This is a genomic window from Marinobacter similis, from assembly GCF_000830985.1.
Classification (GTDB): domain Bacteria; phylum Pseudomonadota; class Gammaproteobacteria; order Pseudomonadales; family Oleiphilaceae; genus Marinobacter; species Marinobacter similis.
The window spans coordinates 557,240-580,480 of record NZ_CP007151.1 but is presented as its reverse complement, the minus strand read 5'-3'; the positions used below and the strand labels follow the sequence as shown (position 1 = coordinate 580,480).

At 56.6% G+C, this 23,241-nt stretch carries 27 protein-coding genes, 1 tRNA gene and 4 pseudogenes; 16 read left to right on the top strand and 16 right to left on the bottom strand.

The window, feature by feature from the left end; all coding sequences use genetic code 11:
* Nucleotides 1–2: 2 nt before the first annotated feature.
* Nucleotides 3–623, bottom strand: a complete 621-nt coding sequence (locus tag AU14_RS02640; protein ID WP_041338691.1) for a peptidylprolyl isomerase — start codon at nt 621–623, stop codon at nt 3–5.
* A 215-nt stretch (nt 624–838) separates the two neighbouring features.
* Between AU14_RS02640 and AU14_RS02635 the strand changes: the two genes are divergently transcribed.
* Nucleotides 839–1,582 carry a hypothetical protein gene (locus AU14_RS02635; RefSeq protein ID WP_041338686.1) on the top strand — a complete coding sequence of 248 codons (744 nt, stop codon included), beginning with the start codon at nt 839–841 and terminating at the stop codon, nt 1,580–1,582.
* A 97-nt stretch (nt 1,583–1,679) separates the two neighbouring features.
* Here the strand turns inward: AU14_RS02635 and AU14_RS02630 are convergent, their stop codons facing one another.
* From AU14_RS02630 to AU14_RS23130, 4 genes are all read right to left on the bottom strand, one after another.
* Complete coding sequence (locus tag AU14_RS02630; protein ID WP_041338683.1) at nt 1,680–2,150, bottom strand: flagella synthesis protein FlgN; 471 nt, start codon at nt 2,148–2,150, stop codon at nt 1,680–1,682.
* A gap of 7 nt (nt 2,151–2,157) precedes the next feature.
* Nucleotides 2,158–2,484, bottom strand: a complete 327-nt coding sequence (gene flgM, locus AU14_RS02625; protein ID WP_041338680.1) for a flagellar biosynthesis anti-sigma factor FlgM — start codon at nt 2,482–2,484, stop codon at nt 2,158–2,160.
* Nucleotides 2,485–2,697: 213 nt separating this feature from the next.
* Nucleotides 2,698–3,066, bottom strand: a complete 369-nt coding sequence (gene flgA, locus AU14_RS23135; protein WP_330217948.1) for a flagellar basal body P-ring formation chaperone FlgA — start codon at nt 3,064–3,066, stop codon at nt 2,698–2,700.
* A complete protein-coding gene (locus AU14_RS23130) occupies nt 2,994–3,365 on the bottom strand; it encodes a hypothetical protein (protein WP_330217978.1) in 372 nt (123 codons plus the stop codon). The genes flgA and AU14_RS23130 overlap by 73 nt, the downstream gene beginning before the upstream one ends.
* 219 nt (nt 3,366–3,584) lie before the next feature.
* On the opposite strand from AU14_RS23130, the gene AU14_RS02615 reads away from it, so the two are divergent.
* The 6 genes from AU14_RS02615 to AU14_RS02590 all read left to right on the top strand — a co-directional run bounded on the left by AU14_RS02615 (nt 3,585) and on the right by AU14_RS02590 (nt 8,158).
* Nucleotides 3,585–4,514 carry a chemotaxis protein CheV gene (locus AU14_RS02615; RefSeq protein ID WP_041338676.1) on the top strand — a complete coding sequence of 310 codons (930 nt, stop codon included), beginning with the start codon at nt 3,585–3,587 and terminating at the stop codon, nt 4,512–4,514.
* Nucleotides 4,515–4,551: 37 nt separating this feature from the next.
* Nucleotides 4,552–5,379, top strand: a complete 828-nt coding sequence (locus AU14_RS02610) for a CheR family methyltransferase (RefSeq protein ID WP_041338673.1) — start codon at nt 4,552–4,554, stop codon at nt 5,377–5,379.
* Between the two features lie 4 nt (nt 5,380–5,383).
* Nucleotides 5,384–6,001: a flavin reductase family protein gene (locus AU14_RS02605; protein ID WP_041338670.1), complete on the top strand. Its 618-nt coding sequence runs from the start codon at nt 5,384–5,386 to the stop codon at nt 5,999–6,001.
* 21 nt (nt 6,002–6,022) lie between these two features.
* A complete protein-coding gene (locus AU14_RS02600) occupies nt 6,023–6,922 on the top strand; it encodes a LysR family transcriptional regulator (protein ID WP_041338667.1) in 900 nt (299 codons plus the stop codon).
* Between the two features lie 143 nt (nt 6,923–7,065).
* Complete coding sequence (locus AU14_RS02595) at nt 7,066–7,422, top strand: DUF7352 domain-containing protein (RefSeq protein ID WP_041338665.1); 357 nt, start codon at nt 7,066–7,068, stop codon at nt 7,420–7,422.
* A 250-nt stretch (nt 7,423–7,672) separates the two neighbouring features.
* Entirely contained in the window at nt 7,673–8,158 is a 486-nt protein-coding gene (locus AU14_RS02590; RefSeq protein ID WP_236744330.1) for a lipocalin family protein, read from the top strand.
* Nucleotides 8,159–8,178: 20 nt separating this feature from the next.
* Here the strand turns inward: AU14_RS02590 and AU14_RS02585 are convergent, their stop codons facing one another.
* Both AU14_RS02585 and AU14_RS02580 read right to left on the bottom strand, forming a co-directional pair.
* Nucleotides 8,179–8,835, bottom strand: a complete 657-nt coding sequence (locus AU14_RS02585) for a cupin domain-containing protein (protein WP_041338663.1) — start codon at nt 8,833–8,835, stop codon at nt 8,179–8,181.
* A 21-nt stretch (nt 8,836–8,856) separates the two neighbouring features.
* Nucleotides 8,857–9,387: an isochorismatase family protein gene (locus tag AU14_RS02580; protein ID WP_041338660.1), complete on the bottom strand. Its 531-nt coding sequence runs from the start codon at nt 9,385–9,387 to the stop codon at nt 8,857–8,859.
* Nucleotides 9,388–9,596: 209 nt separating this feature from the next.
* Here AU14_RS02580 and AU14_RS02575 point away from each other — a divergent pair.
* Nucleotides 9,597–9,687: transfer RNA gene (locus AU14_RS02575), tRNA-Ser, on the top strand.
* 216 nt (nt 9,688–9,903) lie between these two features.
* Here AU14_RS02575 and AU14_RS02570 read toward each other — a convergent pair.
* From AU14_RS02570 to yccX, 3 genes are read right to left on the bottom strand one after another with little or no spacing between them, the layout of a single operon-like run.
* Nucleotides 9,904–11,937, bottom strand: a complete 2,034-nt coding sequence (locus tag AU14_RS02570) for a TonB-dependent receptor family protein (RefSeq protein WP_201773503.1) — start codon at nt 11,935–11,937, stop codon at nt 9,904–9,906.
* A 26-nt stretch (nt 11,938–11,963) separates the two neighbouring features.
* On the bottom strand, nt 11,964–12,602 hold the full coding sequence (locus AU14_RS02565; protein ID WP_236744329.1) for a DUF938 domain-containing protein: 639 nt from the start codon (nt 12,600–12,602) through the stop codon (nt 11,964–11,966).
* Nucleotides 12,580–12,858 carry an acylphosphatase gene (yccX, locus tag AU14_RS02560; protein ID WP_041338657.1) on the bottom strand — a complete coding sequence of 93 codons (279 nt, stop codon included), beginning with the start codon at nt 12,856–12,858 and terminating at the stop codon, nt 12,580–12,582. Before yccX ends, AU14_RS02565 begins: the two co-directional genes overlap by 23 nt.
* Nucleotides 12,859–12,914: 56 nt before the next feature.
* On the opposite strand from yccX, the pseudogene AU14_RS02555 reads away from it, so the two are divergent.
* A pseudogene (locus AU14_RS02555) lies at nt 12,915–13,715 on the top strand (fructosamine kinase family protein); the annotation flags it as partial.
* Here the strand turns inward: AU14_RS02555 and AU14_RS02550 are convergent.
* Nucleotides 13,712–14,658 (bottom strand): annotated as a pseudogene (locus AU14_RS02550) (AEC family transporter). The pseudogenes AU14_RS02555 and AU14_RS02550 sit on opposite strands and share 4 nt — an antisense overlap.
* Before the next feature lie 281 nt (nt 14,659–14,939).
* Here AU14_RS02550 and AU14_RS02545 point away from each other — a divergent pair.
* On the top strand, nt 14,940–15,344 hold the full coding sequence (locus AU14_RS02545; protein WP_041338651.1) for a DUF1330 domain-containing protein: 405 nt from the start codon (nt 14,940–14,942) through the stop codon (nt 15,342–15,344).
* Nucleotides 15,345–15,346: 2 nt separating this feature from the next.
* Here AU14_RS02545 and AU14_RS02540 read toward each other — a convergent pair whose 3' ends face one another.
* Together AU14_RS02540 and AU14_RS02535 are read right to left on the bottom strand one after the other, a co-directional pair.
* Nucleotides 15,347–15,679, bottom strand: a complete 333-nt coding sequence (locus AU14_RS02540) for a branched-chain amino acid transporter permease (protein ID WP_041338648.1) — start codon at nt 15,677–15,679, stop codon at nt 15,347–15,349.
* Nucleotides 15,672–16,378 (bottom strand): annotated as a pseudogene (locus tag AU14_RS02535) (AzlC family ABC transporter permease). Before AU14_RS02535 ends, AU14_RS02540 begins: the two are co-directional and overlap by 8 nt.
* A gap of 168 nt (nt 16,379–16,546) precedes the next feature.
* Between AU14_RS02535 and AU14_RS19295 the strand changes: the two are divergent.
* The 6 genes and pseudogenes from AU14_RS19295 (at nt 16,547) to pgsA (ending at nt 21,677) form a co-directional block, all read left to right on the top strand.
* The gene (locus AU14_RS19295) at nt 16,547–17,503 is read left to right on the top strand and encodes a methyl-accepting chemotaxis protein (RefSeq protein ID WP_148312710.1); all 957 of its coding nucleotides are present in this window, start codon (nt 16,547–16,549) and stop codon (nt 17,501–17,503) included.
* A 148-nt stretch (nt 17,504–17,651) separates the two neighbouring features.
* A complete protein-coding gene (locus tag AU14_RS24015; RefSeq protein WP_456237734.1) occupies nt 17,652–17,951 on the top strand; it encodes a methyl-accepting chemotaxis protein in 300 nt (99 codons plus the stop codon).
* 322 nt (nt 17,952–18,273) lie between these two features.
* Nucleotides 18,274–18,525 (top strand): hypothetical protein, encoded by a 252-nt coding sequence (locus tag AU14_RS02525; RefSeq protein WP_041338645.1) that lies wholly within the window; start codon nt 18,274–18,276, stop codon nt 18,523–18,525.
* Between the two features lie 94 nt (nt 18,526–18,619).
* Complete coding sequence (gene uvrY, locus AU14_RS02520; RefSeq protein ID WP_041338642.1) at nt 18,620–19,279, top strand: UvrY/SirA/GacA family response regulator transcription factor; 660 nt, start codon at nt 18,620–18,622, stop codon at nt 19,277–19,279.
* Nucleotides 19,263–21,121, top strand: a pseudogene (gene uvrC / locus AU14_RS02515) (excinuclease ABC subunit UvrC). Before uvrY ends, uvrC begins: the two are co-directional and overlap by 17 nt.
* Before the next feature lie 7 nt (nt 21,122–21,128).
* Nucleotides 21,129–21,677 (top strand): CDP-diacylglycerol--glycerol-3-phosphate 3-phosphatidyltransferase, encoded by a 549-nt coding sequence (pgsA, locus tag AU14_RS02510; protein WP_041338638.1) that lies wholly within the window; start codon nt 21,129–21,131, stop codon nt 21,675–21,677.
* Nucleotides 21,678–21,688: 11 nt separating this feature from the next.
* On the opposite strand, the gene AU14_RS02505 is transcribed toward pgsA, so the two are convergent.
* From AU14_RS02505 to AU14_RS20385, 3 genes are read right to left on the bottom strand one after another with little or no spacing between them, the layout of a single operon-like run.
* Nucleotides 21,689–22,303, bottom strand: coding sequence for an ABC-type transport auxiliary lipoprotein family protein (locus AU14_RS02505; RefSeq protein ID WP_148312708.1), 615 nt, complete (start codon nt 22,301–22,303; stop codon nt 21,689–21,691).
* A 4-nt stretch (nt 22,304–22,307) separates the two neighbouring features.
* Nucleotides 22,308–22,838 carry a hypothetical protein gene (locus AU14_RS20390; RefSeq protein ID WP_236744328.1) on the bottom strand — a complete coding sequence of 177 codons (531 nt, stop codon included), beginning with the start codon at nt 22,836–22,838 and terminating at the stop codon, nt 22,308–22,310.
* Between the two features lie 2 nt (nt 22,839–22,840).
* Nucleotides 22,841–23,236: an MlaD family protein gene (locus AU14_RS20385; RefSeq protein WP_236744327.1), complete on the bottom strand. Its 396-nt coding sequence runs from the start codon at nt 23,234–23,236 to the stop codon at nt 22,841–22,843.
* Between the last annotated feature and the right edge of the window lie 5 nt (nt 23,237–23,241).

The following is a 23,241-nucleotide window of genomic DNA, read 5'->3' as shown; positions in this document are numbered from 1 at the left end:
GATCAGTTAGCGGGCTCGAGCACCGAGACGGACTCAATGATCACTGGCTCTACTGGTACGTTAGCCATTCCACGGGCATTTTTTGTATCCACGCCCGCAATCGCGTCAACCACGCCCATCCCTTCAGTCACTTTGCCGAAAACGGCATAGCCCGCGCCCCTAACGCCGGCATCCAGAAAACCGTTGTTCACCACATTGATAAAGAACTGAGAGGTGGCGCTGTCCGGAGCGCTGGTGCGTGCCATGGCAATGCTGCCACGAAGGTTCTTCAGGGTCTGCTTGGCTTCATTCACGATAGGATCCTGGGTGGGCTTCTGGGTCAGGTCTTTGGTAAAGCCGCCGCCCTGAATCATGAAACCAGGTATGACACGGTGGAACACGGTGTTGTTGTAGAAGCCGCCGCGAGCGTATTCAAGAAAATTCTCAACAGTCTTTGGCGCAACATCCGGGCGCAACTGAAGGACAAACGGGCCCTTGCTGGTGACAACTCTCACGCTGGGCAAGGTGTCTGAAGCTGCCTCGGCAGCGGTTTCGGCATGGGCTCCGCCAAGCGGAAGCAAGGTCGACATCGCCAGAATCAGGGCAGGGATCACACTACGAACCGGTTTTACGGAATTTAGCATTTGATTACTTATCTCCTGGTGAGCTGCAGAGTGATTTCCTGCAATAATCCATTGAATCTTCAGTTACCGCAGGATTTTAGCAGAAGCGTGGGCTGTTTCGGCGACTCATGAGATACGGAATCGCGAGACTAAACCACGCTCTGTGGTTGCTGCAGTTTTTATTACCCTATGCCGGGCCGGGTTGTACGGTTTTCACGAATAATAAGGAGAATTCAGTGAGAATCCGTCAGGGATTTGAAGAAAAGTCGCGATTAGGACGATTGCTCGTCGGTCGAGGCTACCTGTCCGAAGCGCAGCTTGAAGAAGGTCTGCGCTTGCAGCGGAAATCAGGAGAGCGACTGGGTGAGGTGTTCATTCAGTCTGGCTGGATCAGTGAAAAAGAGTTGCGTCGCGTACTGAAGCATCAGTCCCGCTACCGTAATGCCGCCGCGCTCGTCGCCGTTGTAGCTCTGCCTTTCCAGCCGCTGGTCGGTTTTGCGGCCACTAACCATGTCAACAACACGAACTCCACTCCGTCTGAGTCTGGCGAAATGTACGAGGCGGTGGGCTTCACGCCCCTTGAGGACGATGAGTTAGCCGCTGTGTCGGGGCAGGGCGATCCCTCATTGCTGGAGCGTATGGCTCAGGTGGGCAGCATGGTGGATAACGCAACGGAACAGGGTGACGGATCGGAAGCGGATGTCATGGAAGGGCTGAAGCTTACGACCAACGTGTTCGTGCCTGTCCTGAACTTTCTGGATTCGGACTTGAGCATCACAGGGGTTCATTACCGGGAAGGAGAGCCTCGATATACGTTGCGAGAGGATGGCGGCCTAACTCTGGCGTTTCCGGAGCGCATTGAGGAAATTAGGATGGACAACATCCGGGTGAGTGGCAGTCGGGGGCCTTCGTTTGGAAACGTCAGCATCCATGATATTCGCTTCAGTCCCTCGTCACAGATGACTATCTATACCCGCTAGCTATGCCGGGTAACTATGCCCAGTAACTATGCCCAGTAACTATACCCGATAAAAAATAACGCCCGGCAAGCCGGGCGTTATCTTAGGTCTGGGGTATTCAGGCGCTGGCCAGAATGGTTCTGCTTGATACCGAGGTTTGCTGGCCTTGCTGACCGTAAAGCTTTTGCTGGCCGGTGGCGCCGCGGAAAATATCGGTCAGTCGTGATAGGCGTTTTTGCAAGTGGCCCATAACACGGCCGTTGTGCTGATTCAGCGCCTGGCACTGGCGCAATTGCTCATCGGCACGTTTCCAGAGATCAACCAGTTCGGTCAGGCCGGCACTTTGAATAAATCGGGAAGGCGCACCGCTCTCCGGCTTGTAGCCCATGGCGACGAGAGCGTGGATCTTCTGTTTTGCCCGCTCCCTGATCTGCGCGAGAAGCTGATTCTTTTCTGCGGTCAGCGCTTGCAGTGCACGAACATCAGAGACAGACAGGCAGGCTTTTTCCTTATCCAGGATGGCCGTCAACACCGCAAGTTGTTGCACATCTTGCAACAGAAGCTCTTTCAATTCATCGATAGCAGCCATGATTTACTCACCCAAAAATGCTTTCATCCATCTCAAGCATTTTCTGGGCCAGTTTTTCCGCATCGATCTTGTAGGTTCCGTTTTCCAATGCTGACCGGATTTCTGCAATTCGGTCGTCATCCATCTCGGGATAGTCGCCCAGCTTCTGTTCCAGCTGCTTCAGGTTTTTTGCCTGATTGCTGAGGCTAACGCTTTCGCCGCGTGCCGACTGGGCCTGGGTTTTAGCCTGTTCGCTGCTTGCCGGCTGGGTGCCCTGGCTGCTGGAGGACTTGTCGGCCGTGGTTCTCTGGGTGTTGACCTGGCCGGGGCCAATTCCATTTAAGTCAACTGACATATCTATACCTGCTTGCCTGTAGTGCCGCGCGGTGGCGCGACTTACTCGAGTGTGTATCTATGTAACGGCCGTGCCGTCCATACCTTTAGAAAAATTTTCTGAATTTTTATTACCAATTCTCCATCTGCCGTGCCTCTGTCTGTGCACTATCTTGCACTAGGGCGATGGCGGGCGGCAGGCTATTGCCGAGCGGCAGAAACTTGCCAGTTACGGTTACATCGGAATCTCAACACGCCCCGGTGCGATTACATTGGCTCGCACCGTCCGGGCAGACCGGAGGTTCTCAACCAATACCTGTTCGCCGACCGAGGCATTCGCCAGGGCTTTGCCTCGGGATGTCACTGAGAAAGCTCCACTCTTGGCGAAGATAATAACATGATCGCCCCGTTCCACTGCGTCGGGAGCGGAGAGAAGATCGGGGGTAATCACGGACCCTGCATTGATTGGCCGACGAATTTCCATGCCTTGTACATCATCAGCGTTGCCCAACACGCCCCTGCGGCTGGCATTTACCACGACGGATTCGGTGGTGACCATATCGGCGGTAATGCGCTCGCCGCGGGCAAGCGGTCGTGCTGCCACCAGGCTGGGCCGTTGATGGAAACCGACGCGGTCACAAACATACGCCAGGGGCGTTTACCCTCACACGCGACCTGAAGAGACGGATGAGTGCTGCGCCAGGGATCACCGGTAAACTCGATTGCCAAAGGCTGCTCACAGCTAGCCAGGGCGAGCCGGCTATCAATACTGCCCGGCTCAAAGGTGACCTCATAGCCTTGCTCAGACTGCGCCTTCGCAAAAGCGGTTAGATAGTTTGTGGCAGCCTGTTCAATCTCCGTGGCCGTGGTCTGGGCAGCTACGCCGCCCGTGACGCCGGACATGAGTAAAGCGAGGCTAAAAATGGTGGTGCGCATACGTGTCACTTTGTCCTATGCTGTCAATGTCCGGCCATTACTCTGGAAAAATCCTAAGGATTTGGCCCCGTCGGCCGTTAAGCGAGCAGGTAGTTGTGACGGTGACGATTTTCCGTCAGCTCGTTCATGATCTGAATAGCAGCAAAATACATGCCGGTGATGACCCGGTGAGTTAGGAGAGCATAGATGGCAGGGGTATTGGATAGCGTAAACCAGCGGACCCAGCTGGTAGGGAAAAACCGCCTTGAGCTACTGATGTTCCGCCTGCGCGGACGGCAGATGTACGGTATCAACGTGTTCAAGGTAAAAGAGGTTCTTCAATGTCCGAAGCTATCCTCCATCCCGAACAGCCGTTCTGTGGTACGAGGTGTCGCCCACACTCGGGGTGAGACCATTCCCATCATCGACCTCAGCATGTCCATTGGCTTGCCGGGGATTCCCCAGGAAGAACTGGGAAACAGTTTCGTGATCATTACCGAGTACAACCGGAAAACCCAGGGCTTCCTGGTTACCGGCGTGGACCGGATCATGAATATGAATTGGGAAGATATCCTTCCACCGCCGAAAGGTGCAGGCAAGGATGTTTACCTCACTGCCGTTACCAAGATTGATGATAAACTGGTTGAAATCATTGACGTAGAGAAAGTTCTTTCAGAGGTTTCTCCGCTCAAGGAAGATGTTACCGAAGCGGTCTTGAGCAAGAGCGCTGGCCGGGAGCCTGCCAATCTGCCGGTCCTGGTGGTTGATGACTCCTCGGTAGCCCGTCGTCAGATTGAGCGCTGCCTGACCGCGATTGGTATGGAGGTGGTCACCAAGAACGACGGCAAGCAGGCCTATGAGTATCTTAAAGAGATCACCGGTGACGGCTCGAAAGCCCGTGATCACCTGGCCCTGATAATCTCGGACGTAGAGATGCCGGAAATGGATGGCTACACACTGGTGACCAAGTGCAAGAGTGACCCGGCGCTGAGCGATATGTTCATCATGCTTCATACCTCGTTGAGTGGCGTCTTTAACCGGGCTATGGTGCAAAAGGTTGGGGCAGACGACTTCATGGCCAAGTTCAGTCCCGACGAACTGGCCGAGCGAGTGATGGAGATCATCGACCAAGGGTGAAGCCATTGCTCACTGATGCACAAACAACAGAGATCCAATGAAAGCGGAAATAACGCCACAGGAATATGAAGCCTTCAAAACGTTCCTGCAGGATGCGTGCGGCATTTTGCTGGGCGAAAATAAACAATATCTGGTTAAGAGCCGCCTTCGTCGAATCCTGGAAGAAAACGAACTCAACTCCCTGGGTGAGTTGCTCGACCGATTGAAGCGGACGGGCAGGGCGAGCCTCCGTGAAGTGGTCATCGATGCGATGACCACTAACGAAACTCTTTGGTTCCGAGACAATCATCCGTTCCGAATCTTGCAGGAAAAGCTGCTGCCAGAGTTTGCCGAGCGTAAAACGGCTCAGCCTCTTCGGCTCTGGTCTGCGGCCTGCTCCACGGGGCAGGAGCCCTATTCGGTGGGCATGATTGTGGAAGAGTTCCGGCGCCAACGGCCGGGCCGTCTGCGTGATGTGAAAATTACTGCCACCGACATCTCCAAAAGCGTTCTTGAAGTGGCACGCCGGGGCGAGTATGAAATGATTGCCATCGGCCGTGGACTCTCTCCGGAACGGCAAAAACAGTTCTTCACGCCTTCGCTGAACGGTGGCTGGCAGATTCGCCCGCAGCTCAAGAGTATGGTCGAATTCAAGGAGCTGAATCTGCTGGAGCGATACATGCTCGGGAAATTCGACATCGTGATGTGTCGCAATGTCCTCATCTACTTCTCGGCAGAGCTCAAGAAAGACATCCTTACCCGCATCCATGCCACCCTGAACCCTGGTGGTTATCTCATCCTCGGCGCCTCTGAATCGCTGAACGGTCTGCCCGACTTGTATGAGATGGTGCAGTGTCACCCGGGTATCATTTACAGGAAAAAATAGCCTGATGTTTATTGATTTCGAGAACATGGATGCAACCGAGGCTTACCATATTCTGACCCAGACTGTGGTACCTCGTCCGGTTGCCTGGGTGCTGAGTGAAAATCCCGATGGCGACTACAACCTGGCGCCGTTTTCATTCTTTACACCCATCACCAGCAATCCTCCCTTGTTGATGTTTTCGGTTGGCCGAAAGCCCACGGACAACGCCTTCAAGGACACGCGGGTGAATATCGAAGCTCGGAAGGATTTCGTCGTCCATATCGCCCATCGAGAGCTCGCCAGTGCCATGACGGCAACATCCCGTACCTTGCCACACGGTGAGTCAGAGCTGGCGGATCTGGGGTTGGAGTTGACGCCGATGGAAGGATCCCGCCTGCCACGGCTCACGGACTGCCACGTCGCCTTCGCTTGTGAACTCTATGACATCAAGGAAATCGGGGCAGCACCCCAGACTCTGGTATTTGGCCTGGTGAAAGGCGTCTACGTGAGTGACCAGGCGACCCATTTGGATGATAAAGGCCGGTTAAAAATCGATGCCGCGGCGCTGGACTCCATCGGTCGCCTGGGCGGCAGCGAATACGTGACCTTTGGCGATATTCTTAAGGTGCCTCGCCCCTCCTGAAGAAGGACTGCGGAGTTGCCAGTGGATCAGCTCAACCTCAGACACCTGTATTACTTCTGGATGATCAGCAGGGAAGGCTCAATTGCCCGCGCCAGCGAGGTGCTGGAGCTTGCCCCTCAAACCCTGAGCGGGCAGCTCGCCACTTTCGAATCCTCCCTGGATGGCCTGCTGTTCCGGCGTGAACAGCGGCAGCTGATTCTGACCGATTTGGGTAAGACCGTCCTGGGCTATGCCGATGAGATCTTTGCGCTCACCGGCGAGCTCACTGAAACCCTGAAGTTGGCACCGGCCGATCGTCCGCTAACGTTGTCAGCGGGTATTTCCGCCTCCATCCACAAGCTGATTGCCTACTCACTTTTGCAGCCAGCCATGGCGCTGTCACGTCCTATTCAGCTCAACTGCCAGACCGGTGGCACTGAGGATCTTATGCTCCGCCTCAAGCGTAAGGATCTTGATGTGGTGCTGACCGATCGCATGCCTGGCCTGGTTGACCACGGCAGCTTTACTGCACATCCGCTTGCGGGCTCCACGATCAGCCTTTTCGCCCGATCCGATATCGCAGAGCGACTGAAACAGGGCTTTCCAGGTTCACTGAACGGCGAGCCCTTGTTGGCGAACGCGACCAATGCACCTTATTTCGAAAAGCTGATGAACTGGTTTTCGCTGCAAGGGGTACGCATGAACGTGGTGGCTCGCATTGATGACAGTGCACTGATAAAAGTCTTTGGCCGCCAGGGCCTCGGCGTGTTCGCTGCACCGACGGCGATCCGGGCGGAAGTATGCCGACAGTATGAGGTGGAAGAGATCGCCTCGATCAACGACGTGAAAGATGAGCTGTTTGCGATAACCCGGAGTAAAGACCCTGCACATGAAGGCGTTCGCGCGATTTGCGAAGGCGGTCCAGGCCTTCAGGCCTCTTAGAATACCCCTCAATAAACCTTTGGATGGGCGTCATTTGGCGTCGAAAAAATCGATCTAAAAGGTTCATAAAACCTTATTTTGTCGATCAGTCTTTGGGGGCAAGATGGAAATGTGTAGACCACATTTTCAGAGGAGTCACCGCCATGAAGACTATCCACAAATTTCGTCTGGAACCCGGTAAAGAGCCTACCAGCCTGTCGCTCCATGACGGCTATCGCGTAGTCCGGTGTGAGTACATGGTGCCGGATAAATCCGTCTATCTCTGGGTCGAGCAGCCATTAAGGGTCGGCGCACAGACCCGCGAGCACTATTTCCGCGTTGCCTTCTCTGGCGAGCCGGTCCCGGATTCCTATGAGTATCGTGGCACCGCGCTGGATACCTTCGGCCCGGAAGCGTATCACGTGTTTGAGGTGCCGGAGGCGGAGCGGTCAATGAACATTGGTGCTGCCAGTAACCACGATTTTTCCGGCGGCCAGTGGCGCGGCTCTGAAGCCTCTTAAGTCTTCTCAGGAGAAAGGGGAGTGGGAAGTGACGGAAAGTGAGATGGGCCCTTCGGGGCCCATACTGGTCCTACCCATCTGATTCTGCGTATCCTGATCAAGGTAGGCAGCCGTTTGGTTGCCTGTTTCCAAGTTACTGGGTTAGGTGGGAAATTTTGAGCAGGATAGGCGCATTAATTGTTATGGCAGTCGGCTTTCTGGCCGGCTGTACCGGAGTGCCTGAGGCATTCGCCCGGTCCAGAATCTGGAAGTGGATCGTTACCTTGGCACCTGGTATGAGATCGCCCGCTTGGATCACTCGTTTGAGGAGGGGTTGAGCCGGGTCTCTGCCGAGTACGAGCTTAAGGAAGACGGCAGTATTGTCGTTACCAATCGCGGTTACGACGCCAGTGAAGGGCAGTGGAGTGAAGCGGAAGGCCACGCAGTGTTTGTTGACGACCGCAAGAGTGGGCATTTAAAGGTGTCCTTTTTCGGCCCTTTCTACAGTTCCTATGTCGTGTTCGAGCTGGACCAACAGGGCTATGACTACGCTTACATCACCGGCTATAACCGCGACTATCTATGGTTCTTGTCGCGCACCCCCACTGTCAGTGATGCCCAGATGGCCAACTTCCGAGATCGGGCGAGGGCAGAGGGCTTCGACCTCTCGGAGCTTATCGTGGTCGACCAGAGTGCCGTGGAGAGTCCTGTAGAGGGTACTGTGGAGGGCTCTGTGGAGAGCAGCCAGAAACCTTAGCAGCTTAGGCCTTTGGCAGCTTAGTCCTGTAGGGGAAGGTGGCCGGTTTTCACCCAGATTACAGTCTCCTGCTCAACAAAGGGGTGGTGTTGGCTGAGATGAGGGCTGCGAATCCAGGTGCCCACCGGATAGCGGCCGTATTCATCACAGAACTCGCCCGACAGCACAAAGATTTCCTCTCCGCCGAAGTGCCGGTGCGGTTGAAAGCGCTCGCCGGCCGGCCATTTCACCAACGCGACATGCTCGTGCTCGAAGTTGTGCAGCGGCATTACCTCAAGCCCGCCAATACCAGGTAGCCAGGGCTGGGAACGGGTATCTATTTGCACAGGGGTCAGATCGCGTTCTTCAAACTGATGCAATTTCACCAGCAGGGTGCAGCCGTCACGGCTGAAGGGCGCGTGGCCAGTCCCGGGCGGGTTCCGGAAATAAGTACCGGCGGGATAGTCTCCGGTTTCATCGGAAAAAACACCATCCAGAACCAGGATTTCCTCGCCCAACGGATGCTCGTGCCGTTTGAATGAGGCGCCCGCATCATAACGGACCACGCTGGTAGCGTGACCGCGTTCCGCCTCTTCACGGGCCAGCGGTTTTCTCCGCACGCCGCCCGCCGGGCTGGGAACCCACTCCTGTTCTTCAGTGCGGATTACTACACGCTTGGAGAAATCCATGTTCAGCATCGCTGGCCTCTTGCTTGGTAGCTATTTGATCAATTTTTGCAGATCCCGGAAATGCGGGTGCTTGCTGTTCTTCATCCACTCAAAGGCGACCATTTCCAGGGTCACGATCCGTGCGCCACTTTGAGCAAGCCGGTCCAAGGCAACGTCCCGGTCAAATTCGTTACGGGAGCCGGTGGCGTCTGCTACCACCCATACGGTGTAGTCGGCTTTGAGCAGACTCAGTGCCGTTTGCAGCATGCATACGTGGGTTTCACATCCTGAGATCACGATCTCCTGACGTCCTTGCGGAAGCTGATCGATGAGACCGTCCCCACAGGCGTCGAAATGGTCTTTGGAAATGACCTGATCGCACAGCTCCCGGATGTCTTCCACGTTGTGGCCAAGCTTATCCGGCAATTGCTCTGTGGCCACAATGGGCACCCCCAGAAGCCCAGCGATGGTGGCGAGAGTGAGGCACCGGTCGACGACTTCCTCACCATGGGCGATGGCAGGCATCAATCGTTCCTGAACGTCGATCAACACCAGGGTCGATTGTTCGGCTTTCATCATCATTGGCTGGCTCCTTGGGCGGAATTGGCAGGATTGGAATGGCGCGTGACCTGTTCTCCATAGTGCCCAATCCTAACAATAGGTAAACGAAAACCCACCCGAAAAGAAAAAAAAGCCCGAACTGCAGAAAGGGAGTTGCCAAACGCCATAAAAACCATTAGAGTTTGCGCCCTCAAATGAGCGACGATATCGCTGATTTGAAACAGTTTATTGGAGAGGTGGCCGAGTGGCTGAAGGCGCACGCCTGGAAAGTGTGTAAACGTTAATAGCGTTTCGAGGGTTCGAATCCCTCCCTCTCCGCCAATACAAAACCCCAGCGCTTGCTGGGGTTTTTATTGGCCGATTGGGTGGGTAGAAGATCCTTCGCGGGTTCGACCGAAGCCTGTCCCGCAGGCTGAGGAACGTCGGAGCGTTGCGACGACGGCCCCGAAGGGGTGAGGGCCGAAGGCCCGAGTAATCCCTCCCTCTCCGCCAATAGAAAGCCCTGACCTTGCAGAAGGTCAGGGCTTTTTTATGGGCTCAGAATGTGAGCTCCAACCCCGCGTAATAGGTGCGCTTGGCCGCCGGCTCGAAATATCGGCCGTTACTGGCGTTGATGCGCACATTGGCGAAATGCTCCTTGTCCAACAGATTGCGGACGCCCACGAAGGCTTTCAGCAGGCTGTTGCGGCTGACATACCAGGTATCGCCCCCGCGCAGGTTCACCAACCAATAATCGTCGACCTGGACATCGTTGGCATCATCCGCCACCAGGTCTCCGACATAGCGGGTTTCAAGCACAGCGAAAGTGCCGCCGAGACCGCTCCAGTGGAGCTGGTTGCTCCAGACCTGCTCCGGCAACCCTGGCAGCCGGTTCCCGGCAAAGTTATTGCCGCCCACCTGATAGTCATCAAAGGTGTAGCGGGCCAGTGTCAGGGCCGTTTCAATCCGCCAGGCTTGCGAGATACTCCAGCCCGCGGCCGCCTCAACACCCTTGCGGGTGGTGTCCCCGGTGTTGCGATAAAAGGTCCGGTCGTTATCACCGGGCAAGGTGTAGGGGGTCAACTCGTCACGCACGTCAATCCAGAACAGGGTCAGGTCATAGCGAACGCCGACGTCCAGCTCGCCCCTTAAGCCCAATTCATGATTCACTGCCGTCTGTGGCTCAACATCCGGATTGAATCCGCCCTGGCCTGAAGGGTTGGCAAATTCGGAGAAGGTGGGGGTCTCGAACGCGGTGCTGACGTTAGCGTAGGCCTGATGGTCGGGGCGAAATCGATAACTCAGGCCGGCTGAGCCACTCCATTCACCAAAGGAGCGGTCACCGGACTGATCGCCGTCCTCAACGAATTGATCGTCCACTTCCATCTGAATGTGGTCAAAGCGGGCGCCCACTGAAAGGGTCAGGTCGGAATTCAGATCCAGATCACTTTGGCTGAAAACGCTGAGGGCCGTGGCGGTTTGCACCTCATCTGCGGTTTCACCCTGGAGGGTGCCGTCAAAACTCACTTCGCGTCGGCTGCGGTCGTCTCTTTGTCGGCGTGCCTCAATACCAGTGACCGTGCGGACAGGGTAACCGGCTAGTGCAAAGGGCTGGCGATAGTCGGAGTTGAAGCCGAAGTAATCGCGGAAGTAGTCGATTCGGCTGGGGCCGGGAAAGGGCAGTTGCTGCTCGAAGTTGCGGCGTAGGTAGAAGGTTTTTGCTCGCCACTCGCCGGAGCCGGCCGACAAGTCCTGGTATTGCAGGCCCAGCACTTGCTGGTCGACGGTCTGCCCGGTGTCATAGTCCTCGGTAAAGCGCCCGGCCTGGGTGCGGTCGTCTTCGACCTGTTCAGCGGTGAGAGCGCCGGGGTCTTGCGAGCGCGGGTTGTCGAGAAGGTTCAGGATAACCGTCAGGGACTGATCGTCACCCAGATCCCGGCTCAGCTTCGAATTGAACAGGTATTTCTCGACTTCGCTCTGGTCTCGATACCCGTCCACGTTGAGCGCGGTGAAACTAACGTTATGGGCCCAGGGTCCGTCAGTGCCGCTGTTGCGGGCGGTAAGCTTGCCAAAGCCATGGCTGCCCCCGGTGAGGCGAATGCTGGAGCCTTCGGGTGTCCGCCGGCCATCGGCGGTAGTCACGCTGATCACACCGCCGGCGGCGTTGCCATAGAGTACCGAGGCCGGGCCTCGAATGACTTCGATCCGCTCGGCGTTGTCGAGATCAATGGCGTCGAGTTGGGCCTGTCCGTCGGGCAGGGTGTAGGGAATGCCGTCAACGATCACGGTGATTCCCCGAACCCCAAAGGGTGCCCGGGCGCCAAAGCCCCGAATGGCAATGCGCTCGCCCTGGGCGTAGTTCTCCTGATTTTGCAGGTACACGCCGGGAACCAGCACCAGGGACTCATCCAGCTTGTTTCGTAACTGGCCCTGTTGAATGGTCGGGCGGTCGACAACGGAGAGCGCGGCAGGCGTCTCGTAGAGAGTACGCTCCAGCAACGGTGCGGTAACCACGATGTTCGCACCGGATTCCCCATGAGCCGCCGGAACAAAGGCGATCAGGGTGAACCCTGCCCATACTGCCCGTGGCAATGTGGCAGGTCGCCTCCTCAGTGGCCTCATGCTTGTCGCCGCCAGACGGTCATGCGGTTATTGGCGGGCATGTCGAGATCTTCATCCAGCGATAGCCGGCAGCGGTCAGCAAGCGCGATCAGATCGCTCATGTCCCGGATGCCCATGCTCGGATTTTGAGAACGAAGGTGCCGGTCAAAATTAAGGTTACTTGCACTGGTGTGTTGGCCCTCGTAACTGAACGGGCCGTAAAGGCAAAACGCCGATCCAGGTGCCAGAATCCTGGCGACGCCCGCAAACATGCGCTCCACTTCGGGCCAAGACATGATGTGGGCGGTGTTGGCTGAGAACACACCATTCACTGAATCCGGTAAGCCCCACTCTGATTGGCAAACGTCCAGTGATTTGGGCGAATTAAGGTTGGCCAGGCCGGCTTGCCTGATTCTGGGCAGGCAGAGCTGGTAATTCCGGGGATGGTCGCTGGGCTGCCAGGTAAGGTGAGATAAATGGCCGGCAAAATGCACGGCATGCTGGCCAGTGCCGGTGCCGATTTCCAGAACCAGCCCCGGGGCATGGAAGATGGCCGCCAGCTTCTCGAGAATAGGCCGTTTGTTGTTCTCGCAGGCTTGAGAAAACGGTAGATTCTGAGTCACATTGGCACCGTCAATGCCGAATGCCAAAGTCACTGAATTCTCCGCTGGCCTCTTGTTCCGATACCTCCACCGAGTCCACCCGCGCGGCAGACGGGCCGATCTCACACCAGCTTTTCAGCTGCTGCAATTGCTCTTCAGTTCCTTCCGCTACGACTTCCACTCTGCCGTCGGCGAGATTGCGGGCAAAGCCAGTAAGCCCGAATTTGGTCGCTTGAGTTGCTGTGGAGGCTCTGTAGTAGACTCCTTGAACGAGCCCTGAAATGAGGAGGGACCAACGCTTGGCGTGCATGAAATGTCCTTGTCAGGCGGAAATGTCAGCTATCTTTTAATCTACCGGCTGTTGGTGGATGTATTCAAGAAGGCTGGAGTGCAATGTCTCGAATTTTTTGCAAACAAAACACTACGGTATACGCCGATGCCTTGATCTGCGAGGCAGAAGGTTTGCGTCAGCTATCTGATGGTCTAAAGGCGGCAGGGGTCGAGTCGGTTCGGGTTCCCGAGTTTTTCAGGGTAGACGAGTCGACGCTTGAGATTACTGCCATAGAGCCTGCCCGGCCTGGCGAAGGAGCGCTGGACGCGTTAGGTGAGGGGCTGGCGGCGCTGCACAGGCTGCCGCAGCCGATGTATGGCTGGCACGGGGACAATTACATTGGGCTGTCGCCGCAGCCGAATTGCTGGGCCGAGTATTGGGGTGAGTTCTTTGTTCAGGAGCGCTTGCGCTATCAGGTGTCTCGCATCCGGGCGAGCAGTGTTCGCAATCGGTTCGAAGGTATTCTGGATCAGTGTGACGACACCCTGATTGGCTGGCTGAACGAGCATTGCGACCAACCAAGCCTGCTGCACGGCGACCTCTGGAGTGGCAATGTCTTGTTCAATCAGGAGGGTCCCTGGCTGATCGATCCCGCTATCTACTGTGGAGATCGCGAGGCAGATCTGGCGATGACGGAGCTGTTTGGAGGGTTTGGGACTGCGTTTTACCGGGCCTATGACCGGGTATGGCCACGAACTCCGGTGTACGCGCAGAAGCGCGATATTTACAACCTCTACCACTACCTGAATCACTACAACCTGTTTGGCAGCAGCTACCAGTGGGGCTGCGAGCGTGGCTTCGTAGCGATGCAGGAGCTCTGCATGCGCACGGCCTAAATCAGGCCAGCGCTACGCAGGGCAAACACACCAACAGTCACAGTTACGCTGGCCATCAGGGTTGTCAGCGCAATGATGTTGGCAGCCAGGCGATCGTTGCCCCCCAGCGCCTTCACCATCACAAAGCTCGCGGCCGCAGTGGGGCTGGCAAAATACAGGAACATCAGTCCCAGTTCCGCGCCCCGAAAACCCACCAGCCAGGCCGCGGCGGTGCACAGGCTGGCAAAACAACCATTTTAAGCGAACTGGAGCCCAAGGCCGTTGAACTGTCACTGCGGATGGCGCTGAGCGAAACCGTGGCGCCAATACACAGCAAGGCCAGGGGCAGGGTCAGAGACGCGAAATAGTCACCGGAGGTCATAACCCACTCAGGGAAGCTGATATCGAGCCAGGCCACGGGAACAGCGATGATGACCGCTATGATCAGCGGATTTCGGATAATGTCGTGGCCGATGCGGCGCCAGCTGGCGGATTGCCCAGGCTGATAGGCAATGAGCACAATGACCGACAGCGCGTTGTAGGAAATGATCACCAGCCCGAGCAGAATGCCACCTGCGGACAGTCCGAAGTCGCCGTAAAGGTTGGCCGCCAATGCCAGGCCAACAATGCCGCAGTTGCCCCGGAACGCGCCCTGTACATAAACTCCCCGGTCGGCATGAGGGACCCGCCAGTACGCCCACAGCCAGGTTAAAGCAAAGCTTGCCAGGGTTGCCGCCAGATAAAAGCCCAGCAGGCCGAAGTTCAGTGCGGTGTTCAGGTCCGCCCGGGTTATGCTTAGAAATACCAGCGTCGGCAGCGTGGCCTTAAAGACCAGGGCCGAGGCGGTGTTGACGAACGCGCTGTCGATCCAGCCAATCCTGCGCAGGCCCATACCAATGAAAACCATGGCAAATACAGGCAGGGTTGTTTCCAGGGTTTGCAGGAAGATGTCCGTCAGGTTCATGCCGGTATCGAGTTCCCTTGGTCGGCGAATGGGGTGCGTAAGTGAGGGTTCCGCAGGAGGTTTTATTGTATGTGCTCGCTAAATAGTAAGCTATCTTTATGCTCCTAAAGTCCAATGCTAATCCCAACGCCAATCTCAACGCCTAGTAGACCTGTCTCAGTAGGTCCTTGTTCGGCGGCAAAAAAGCGCCAGTGTGAAAGAATTCTAACGAAAATCCTTGTCCCAAGGCCTCAGGCCTGGGCTATAGTGGACGCCAATCGACGCAGAAGAAGAGGACCAGGATGGAAGCCGTCAATCCGACCCCGGAGCAATTACAGAAAGTGCTGGCGGATACGCCAAAGAATCAACCGGTGGTCATGTTGAACCTGCTGAGATTTCGTGACCGGGCCAGCTACCCTGATGAAGCCATGGAGCGCTCAGGTCGCGAAGCCTACAAGCTTTACATGGAAGAAGCGGGTGCCTGCGTCAGGGCGGTCGGTGCCGAGGTTATCTGGTCCGGCAACAGTGTTGGTTCACTCATAGCACCACCGGAAGAATCCTGGGACCAGGTTCTGCTGGTCCGCTACCCGTCCATTGATGCTTTCATGGCGATGATCGAGAGCCCGGAATACAAGGGCGTGGTTAAGCATCGGACTGCCGCTGTTCAGGATTCCCGGCTGGTGGCTAATCTTGAAGAGCGCGGTTAGCGTTAAAATACGCCGGTTTGTTGAATGATCATGTAACTGGCGGTGCCCGCAGCAATGGATAGCAGGGCATTGCGCCGCCAGAGGTGCACCGCGATTACCAGCAATCCTGGTATCAGGGCATCGAAACCCGGCAGGTCAGCCGTCCAGGTGCCAGAACGTTGCAGGAACACCGTTGCCAGCAAGGCCATCACTGCGGCCGGCAAGTAACGCCCCAGGTGCTGGATCAGCGGGTGTTCCGTGTGCCGCTCAAAAAACAGAAACGGGATAACCCGTGTCGCGAAAGTCGCGACTGCAGCAACGGCAATGAATGCGGCAATATAGGTCGATTCAGCCACGCTTCACTCCTCCTCCCGATGATTGCTCACCACGTATTCGCCGATAATGCAGCAGCAAAATAGCGGTAACGATGGCAATAGCCCGATAAGCTGATGAGCGGGGGGCAGGGCAATCATGGCTACGCCTGCGGCAGCGGCGCCCAGCCAGACCGGCAGGCTGTCGCCGAGTGCCTTCAATTGCTCAATGGTCAGGACGATAAAGAGCGCGACCAGCGCAAATTCGATGCCGGTGCTGTTAAACGCCACGTTATCCGCAAGCAAGGCGCCCAGTGCGCACCCGATAACCCAATAGCCCTGATTAAACGCGGTAATCCGGAAATCAACGGTTTGCTCGTAGGCGCGATCTGGCCCGCGCGGGCGGCTCGTTAATAGTGAGTAGGTTTCGTCGGTGAGGCCAAAGATCAGGTAAACCTTGCGCCAGCCAGCTCCGCGGAACTGCCCGAGCAGCGACAGGCCATAAAACAGATGGCGAGCGTTGAGCACAAACATCGCCACAAATACCTCAACCAATCCGGCGTTGGCGGCCAACAGGCTCACCGCAAGGATCTGTCCGGCACCGGCAAAAATCACCACGCCCATCAACGGCGCAATCCACCAGGCGTAGTCCAGCTGGGTCGCAAATAGCACGCCGAACGCCATGCCCAGGGGCAGGTAGCCGAATAGAATGGGTAGGGTCAGCCGAAAAACGGAGTGATTCATTAGCATCCAATCTGATTTAAAGTCGCGATAATAGGCAATTAACCCCTGTTTTTGAAGCGATTCCGCGCTGGCCTCCAAAGCAAAAGACAGCACTCAAATGCTCATTTGACATAAAAGCGTCACAGAACTGTCTTAACCTGCTGCTCTCAGTCTGTCGTTGGAGTCGTCATGTTAGGCACTGTTCGCGCTCGTATTTTCTGTTTTGCCTTCCTCTGTGTTTTTGCGTTGGCGGGGCTGGCTACTCTGTCCGGGACGATCATTCTCAAGGCCGAGGAGGCGTCGGACGAACTGATTCGCACCAACCTCCAAGAAACCTGGCTGCTTGCAGACCTGGAGCAGTCTCACCGCAAGCTTCAGGATCTGGCCTATAAAATCAAAGCCCAGCTCTTGCTCTGGGATGAGATCCAGCCGGCTTTTGCGAACCTGGAAGTCTCACTGCCGGAACGCTGGGAGGCGGTACAGGCTAACAGCGGTTTGCAACCCTGGTCTGAGAGCCACATCGAGGATTTCGAACGGGTTCAGGCGTTGATGGTCGCCATGAGTGAGGGTATCGAACAAAAGAGCTATTACCGGGTTGGTCAGGTGGTGGACTTCGATCTGTTCCCCGCGCTTGAACCGATGCTGGGGGCCATAAACGAACGTCAAGAGAGTAGTCGCGAATCGGTTAAAAACGGCGCTGACGATCTGCTGTCCTTTTTGTCCGATCAGCAAACCTTTCTGGTCGCCGGTTCGGTCGGTTTCCTGGCGTTGGTGATCTTGATGACCCTGTGGTTGCGGGTTTCGGTCATCCAGAGGCTACGCCGCATTGCCCGGGAGCTGGAGGCCATGGAAGAGCACAGCGACCTGACTCGAGTCCCGGTACTGAACGGAAAGGACGAGGTGGCAGGTGTCAGTCGTGCCCTTGGCGCCCTGGTGAGTCGTTTCGAGCAATTCATTGGTGACGTTCGCGGCGCGGCTGGTGGGTTGAACGAGCGCTCCAGCACCCTGGATCGTGGGGCCGAATCATTACAGCAGGCCTCGGAGAAAACCCGGCAGCAAATCCAGGATGTCAGTCAGTCCATGGCCGCTATTGCCGATCAGGCTCAGCGATTGATCAGGCTACCAATGCTTCGGCAGAAACCGTGAGAGAGGCCGTTGCCGCCAATGTAGGGGTACAGGAGCGCCTCGTCACCAGCGAAAAAGCGGCAGAGAACACCGTGGAAGTGATATCCCGGGTGTCGGCTCCATTCATGCTTTAAACGAATCGACTGGAAAAATTGAGCAGGTGATCGGCGTGATCGCTGAGATTGCGGAGCAAACCAATCTGTTGGCGCTGAACGCCGCAATCGAAGCAGCCCGAGCCGGAGAACATGGGCGCGGTTTTGCGGTGGTGGCGGATGAAGTTCGCACGCTCTCTTTGCGGACCTCTGAATCGACCCAGAATATCTCGCAGTGGGTTCAGGATCTGGTATCGGGAGTGGGCGGCGTAGACGGCTTACTCGGAGAGATGAGCGAAGCTGGCAATCAGAACCGCGAGCATCTGGTGGCCTGCGGGGACACCTTGAAGGCCTGGGCGAACGGTTTGTCCGGCTAGAGGAGCATAGTGCGGAGATTACTGCCGCCATCACCACCCAGCACGATGAAATTGGCCGGGTGGGGCGCCGATCTGCGGTTTTGGACGAAAGCGCTGACTTTCTTATCGAGAGCGTTGAAAATACGCGCTCCATCAGTGAAGCATTGCGCCAGGAATCCCTCTCCATGCGGCAACTGATCGCTCACTTCCGGACAGCCTCTGAAGCTGCCTGACTCGTCGAGGCTCTTTGTCGAGACTCTCTATCGTTGATCGCGGCAATTGTTGATCAGGGCTTCTCGCGCACGGCCTTAATCCTTACCATGTTGGCCACGAGGGAGAATCTATGACTGACGACGCAGCCAACCAGGCCCAGCCAGACCCACGGGAAGAGAAGTTCGTGGTGGAAACCGAGCTACTGACTCAAGAGCAGTTGAATGGTCTGGTGGAAGAATATTGCACCCGCTACCACGGGTTGAACGACACCGAGAGTCCGCTGGCCGAGCGTGACAGGGTTATGGCTGCGGTCAGGCGCGGTGACCTTGTGGTCTGGTTTGATCCGGTCGAAAATACCGCAGGATTGGGACCTTCGGCGTGATAATTTGCCTGATATCATGATTTTGGACCTATTAGAGTGGTAAGGTAACCAGTACAATTCTGCTGTTTCCCGTAGTCCGTGTGCGAGGTAAATTTTGATCAGGGTATTGGTTGTCGATGACCATGAGCTGGTGCGTTCGGGCATTACCCGTATGCTGGCCGATAACCCCGACCTGGACGTTATCGGGCAAGCATCCTCGGGCGAGGACGCCATAGAATTCGTTCGCCAGGAGCGGCCAGACATTGTTCTGATGGACATCAGGATGCCTGGCATTGGCGGCCTCGAAGCTACCCGCCGTATCCTCAGGATTGATGATTCCATCCGTGTCATCGTTGTCACCGCCTGTGCCGACGATCCTTATCCCACCCGAGTCATGCAGAGTGGGGCCTCCGCCTATATCACCAAGGGCGCGGACATCAAGGAAATGGTTCGGGCCATCCGCATGGCCCATTCAGGGCAACGCTACATCAGCCCGGAAATTGCCCAGAAAATGGCTCTCAAGCAGATGAGCGGCGATCGTGATGACGACGGTGAGCTGTCGCTATTCGAGCGGCTGTCCGAGCGGGAAATGCAGATCGCCATGATGGTGGTCGATTGCCAGAAAGTTCAGGACATCTCCGATAAGCTGTGCCTGAGTCCCAAGACGGTGAACAGCTACCGCTACCGAATCTTCGAAAAGCTCGAAATCTCCAGTGATGTTGAACTGGCCTTGATGGCCGTCCGCCTCGGGTTGCTTGATGCCGACAAGGTCTGACCCCGCGAATCAAACAGCGGAGTTCGACAGTAAGAACTTCCTGAAACAGCTCACGGAACGGCCCGGCGTCTATCGAATGTTCGATGAAGGGGGCAACGTGCTGTACGTGGGCAAGGCACGCAACCTCAAGAACCGGGTCAGCAGCTATTTCCGCAAAACCGGCTTGGCGCCCAAGACTGAGGCGCTGGTAGGCAAGATTGCGTCCATTGAAGTGACCATCACCGGGAGTGAAACCGAGGCGCTGCTGCTTGAACAGAACCTGATCAAATCTCTGCGGCCTCCCTATAACATCCTGCTGCGGGACGATAAGTCCTATCCCTATATTTACCTCTCGTCCCACAGCGATTATCCCTCGCTGACCTTTCGGCGTGGGCGCACGAAAAAGGGTGGCGGCACCTGGTTCGGGCCGTTTCCAAGCTCCGGGGCGGTCAAGGAAAGCCTTAATGTTTTACAAAAGGTTTTCCGCATAAGATCCTGTAGTGAAAGCTATTTTAAAAACAGAACCGTCCGTGCCTGCAGTACCAGATCAACCGTTGTACCGCCCCCTGTGTGGAGTACATCAGTCCCGAGGACTACCAGGAGGACATCCGCCGTGCCAGCATGTTCCTGGAGGGTAAGAACCCCGCCATCATCCAGGATTTGATGAATGCAATGGAGACGGCGTCCAAAAGCCTCGACTTCGAAAAGGCGGCGGCTTACCGGGACCAGATCAATCACCTCCGGCATGTCCAGGAGCAGCAGTCGGTGGACGGCGAGGGCGGCGATGCTGATGTGATCGCCATTGCCCAGGACGCCGGCATTGTCTGCATCGTGGTGATCATAGTGCGCGGCGGCCGGGTGCTGGGTACCAAGGACTATTTCCCCCGTTACTCCATTGAACAGACCGAAGGCGAATTGCTCAGCGCCTTTCTTGGCCAGTATTATTTTGGCGGCAACACTCGCCGGGAAATTCCTCGTGATGTTCTGGTACCGGTGGATGTCGATGGCCAGGAGTTACTGGCCGAAGCGCTGACCAAGGCAGCGAACCGGGAAACCCGGATTCGCGGCAATGTTCGCGGCGAGCGCCGTCGCTGGCTGGAACTGGCAATGACCAACGCCCGCCAGACCCTGCTGACGCACCTGGCCAGCAAGGAAACCGTGTACCGCCGGTTACTGGCCCTGCGGGATACGCTGGAGTTGTCGGAAACGCCATCCCGCATGGAGTGTTTCGACATCAGCCACAGCCACGGTGAAAATACCGTCGCATCCTGCGTTGTTTTCGACGAGAATGGCCCGCTGAAAAGCGACTATCGCCTGTATAACATCGAGGGCGTAACCGCTGGCGATGACTATGCCGCCATGCGCCAGGTGTTAACCCGGCGTTATAAGCGTATGGTGGCCGGCGAGGGTAAGCGCCCGGATCTGGTGTTTATCGACGGTGGTAAGGGCCAGCTGAATATAGCGCGAGAGGTCTTTGATGAACTGGAGATCTCCGAAATCCCGCTGATTGGTGTTGCCAAAGGCGTGACCCGACGGGCAGGGATGGAACAGCTGATCGACGCGATGACCGGTGATGTGTTCCGGATACCGGCCGATTCGCCGGCCCTGCACCTGATTCAGCACATCCGGGATGAATCGCACCGGTTCGCCATTACCGGCCACCGGGCACGTCGGGATAAAAAACGCCGGCAGTCCACCCTGGAGGGCATCGAAGGGGTGGGTCCCAAGCGCCGTCGCGATTTGATTCGCTATTTTGGCGGGATACAGGGAATCCGCAAAGCCAGTGTGGATGAGATGGCCAAGGTAACGGGCATCAGCAAGTCATTGGCGGAAAACATCTACGCAGCATTGCACGACGAGTAAGGACAGCATGAATTTACCCAACATACTCACGCTCTCACGCATCATCATGATTCCGGTGTTTGTGGTGATCTTTTATTTGCCGGTGGAGTGGAGTTACCTGGTAAGTGCCGGTATTTTTGCTTTGGCCGGTGTGACCGACTGGCTGGATGGATACCTGGCCCGCAAACTTGACCAGAGCACCCCATTCGGGGCGTTTCTGGATCCGGTGGCGGATAAGCTGATGGTGGCGGTCGCCTTGGCTGTGCTGATTGAAGAGCACGCGGCGATTCTGCTGACCATTCCGGCTACCGTTATTATTGGTCGTGAGATTGTCATTTCCGCGCTGAGGGAATGGATGGCTGAAATGGGCAGTCGCGCCAGCGTTGCGGTTTCCTACATCGGCAAGATCAAGACGACCGCGCAGATGGCAGCCATCGTGGGCTTGCTGGCATTCCCGCCGGGCGTGCTGGGATCGAACATTGCGATCGCTCTGCTGTATATCGCTGCCGGCCTAACGCTCTGGTCCATGGGCCTCTATCTGAAGGCTGCCTGGGCTGACTTGTTTCCCGCCAAATAACCCCCGGCGGGCTAGGGTTTGGGCTGGTGGCACTCACCAGCCCAGCGCACGACGGACTCCGATAGTTCCTGACCGGCGCGGCTAAACGCCTCCACCACCTGTTCAATGGCCTCACTCTCCGAGCGCTCCTGCACCTTAAAACTGGTCGCGCACAGGGTCTTGCGACTCTGGTTGTCCACCAACTGGCCATGCAATTCAATTACAGCCTGTATGTCTTCGGTCTGATACTCGGTGTGAAAAGCAGTCAATTCGCTCACCAGGGTCCAGTCTGCGTTGGCCGGGTTGGTGTCGCTGATCACCGAACTGAATCCTTGGCTGTGCCGGAACGTTTCAACCAATAGGTCGCGCATGACCACGGGCGCGGCGTCCCGCCAACGCACTGATGGGTAGATTTGAAATTCCAAAGGCGTAGGTTTCGCCAGAATTCGGTTGGTGCCCAGAGGATCCGAGGCGTAGGGCGTATCCACCCGCAAACTCAGCGGGCGTGTTTGATCCGCGCGGATGGCCGAGGAGGGCGCTGCAAAATCCATGACTCGCGGCGCCTCCAGGGTTGGATACACCGTGCATCCTGTGATCGTGCCCAGAAGCACCGCGTTGGCTACGAAGACCACTCGCCTCAAGCTCACTGTCCTAGCTCCTGTATTGTTTCGCCGCCCCAGATGGCACGCGTCGGGTCTTCACCCAGCTTGCGGGTGAGCTGGTTGAGATTACGCAGAGTGTTGCGCAATTCGCGCAACGCCGGTGACAGGTCGCCCATACCCTGCAGGCCTGATTCGATCGCGCCTGATTGTTCTGGGTTAGCTGGTCAATGCGCGCCGACGTTGTTTCGATGGTTTTCAGCGCTGCATTCAGGGAACCGAGTACTGCACGTCCCTCGTTTTCCAGCAAGGCATTGGCGTTGTCTGATACCTTGGAGACCTTCACTGCTGCTTCACCGGCTCGCTGGCTGGCGGAATCCAGCCGTGCGAGCAAATCGTCCAGGCGGCTGCGCTGTTCCAGCAGAGCATCGGATACTTCCCGGGTGTTGTCGAGAACGGCAGTCAGGTTCTCTATGTTCTTGTCCGAGAACATCTTGTTGGCGTCACCCAGCAGAATCTCGGCTTTTTGCAGCAGGCTCTGGCCGTTAGCCAGCAGACTATCGAGGGCGGAGGGTTTGGCCATGATCAGGGGGGATCGTTGATGTCGCCAATTAGCTCGGGGCTGTCCGGGGTGCCGCCACTGAATTGCACGCTCATGCTGCCGGTGATGTTGGCGAGCACAAGCGAGGCCTGGGTGTTTTCCCGAATCGGAATGTTCTTATCGACTCGAATCAGCACACGCACCTGACTGGGATCGCGGGGATTGAGCTTCAACTCCACCACATCACCAACCTGCACGCCGCTGTATAACACCGGGTTGCCCTTTGAGAGACCGCTGACCGGTTGATTGAATCCGATCTGATAGTAGGACCAGTCCCGATCAGTGGTTGTTTTCGCGAGCCACAGGGCAAACAGCAATGCCGCCACAAACGCCAGAAGCGTAAATAGTCCAATAATAACGTGATGGGCCTTGGGTTCCATGGTGA

Excerpts from the sequence above, each read along its gene's own strand:
- AU14_RS02525 (WP_041338645.1), top strand. The coding sequence starts at position 18,274 with ATGACTGACGACGCAGCCAACCAGGCCCAGCCAGACCCACGGGAAGAG.
- AU14_RS02545 (WP_041338651.1), top strand. The coding sequence starts at position 14,940 with ATGGAAGCCGTCAATCCGACCCCGGAGCAATTACAGAAAGTGCTGGCG.
- AU14_RS20390 (WP_236744328.1), bottom strand. The coding sequence starts at position 22,838 with ATGGCCAAACCCTCCGCCCTCGATAGTCTGCTGGCTAACGGCCAGAGC.
- flgM (WP_041338680.1), bottom strand. The coding sequence starts at position 2,484 with ATGTCAGTTGACTTAAATGGAATTGGCCCCGGCCAGGTCAACACCCAG.
- AU14_RS20385 (WP_236744327.1), bottom strand. The coding sequence starts at position 23,236 with ATGGAACCCAAGGCCCATCACGTTATTATTGGACTATTTACGCTTCTG.
- AU14_RS02610 (WP_041338673.1), top strand. The coding sequence starts at position 4,552 with ATGAAAGCGGAAATAACGCCACAGGAATATGAAGCCTTCAAAACGTTC.
- AU14_RS02630 (WP_041338683.1), bottom strand. The coding sequence starts at position 2,150 with ATGGCTGCTATCGATGAATTGAAAGAGCTTCTGTTGCAAGATGTGCAA.
- pgsA (WP_041338638.1), top strand. The coding sequence starts at position 21,129 with ATGAATTTACCCAACATACTCACGCTCTCACGCATCATCATGATTCCG.
- AU14_RS02595 (WP_041338665.1), top strand. The coding sequence starts at position 7,066 with ATGAAGACTATCCACAAATTTCGTCTGGAACCCGGTAAAGAGCCTACC.
- AU14_RS19295 (WP_148312710.1), top strand. The coding sequence starts at position 16,547 with ATGTTAGGCACTGTTCGCGCTCGTATTTTCTGTTTTGCCTTCCTCTGT.
- AU14_RS02605 (WP_041338670.1), top strand. The coding sequence starts at position 5,384 with ATGTTTATTGATTTCGAGAACATGGATGCAACCGAGGCTTACCATATT.
- yccX (WP_041338657.1), bottom strand. The coding sequence starts at position 12,858 with ATGCACGCCAAGCGTTGGTCCCTCCTCATTTCAGGGCTCGTTCAAGGA.
- AU14_RS02640 (WP_041338691.1), bottom strand. The coding sequence starts at position 623 with ATGCTAAATTCCGTAAAACCGGTTCGTAGTGTGATCCCTGCCCTGATT.
- AU14_RS02615 (WP_041338676.1), top strand. The coding sequence starts at position 3,585 with ATGGCAGGGGTATTGGATAGCGTAAACCAGCGGACCCAGCTGGTAGGG.
- AU14_RS02585 (WP_041338663.1), bottom strand. The coding sequence starts at position 8,835 with ATGCTGAACATGGATTTCTCCAAGCGTGTAGTAATCCGCACTGAAGAA.
- AU14_RS02580 (WP_041338660.1), bottom strand. The coding sequence starts at position 9,387 with ATGATGATGAAAGCCGAACAATCGACCCTGGTGTTGATCGACGTTCAG.
- AU14_RS23130 (WP_330217978.1), bottom strand. The coding sequence starts at position 3,365 with ATGTCCGGCGTCACGGGCGGCGTAGCTGCCCAGACCACGGCCACGGAG.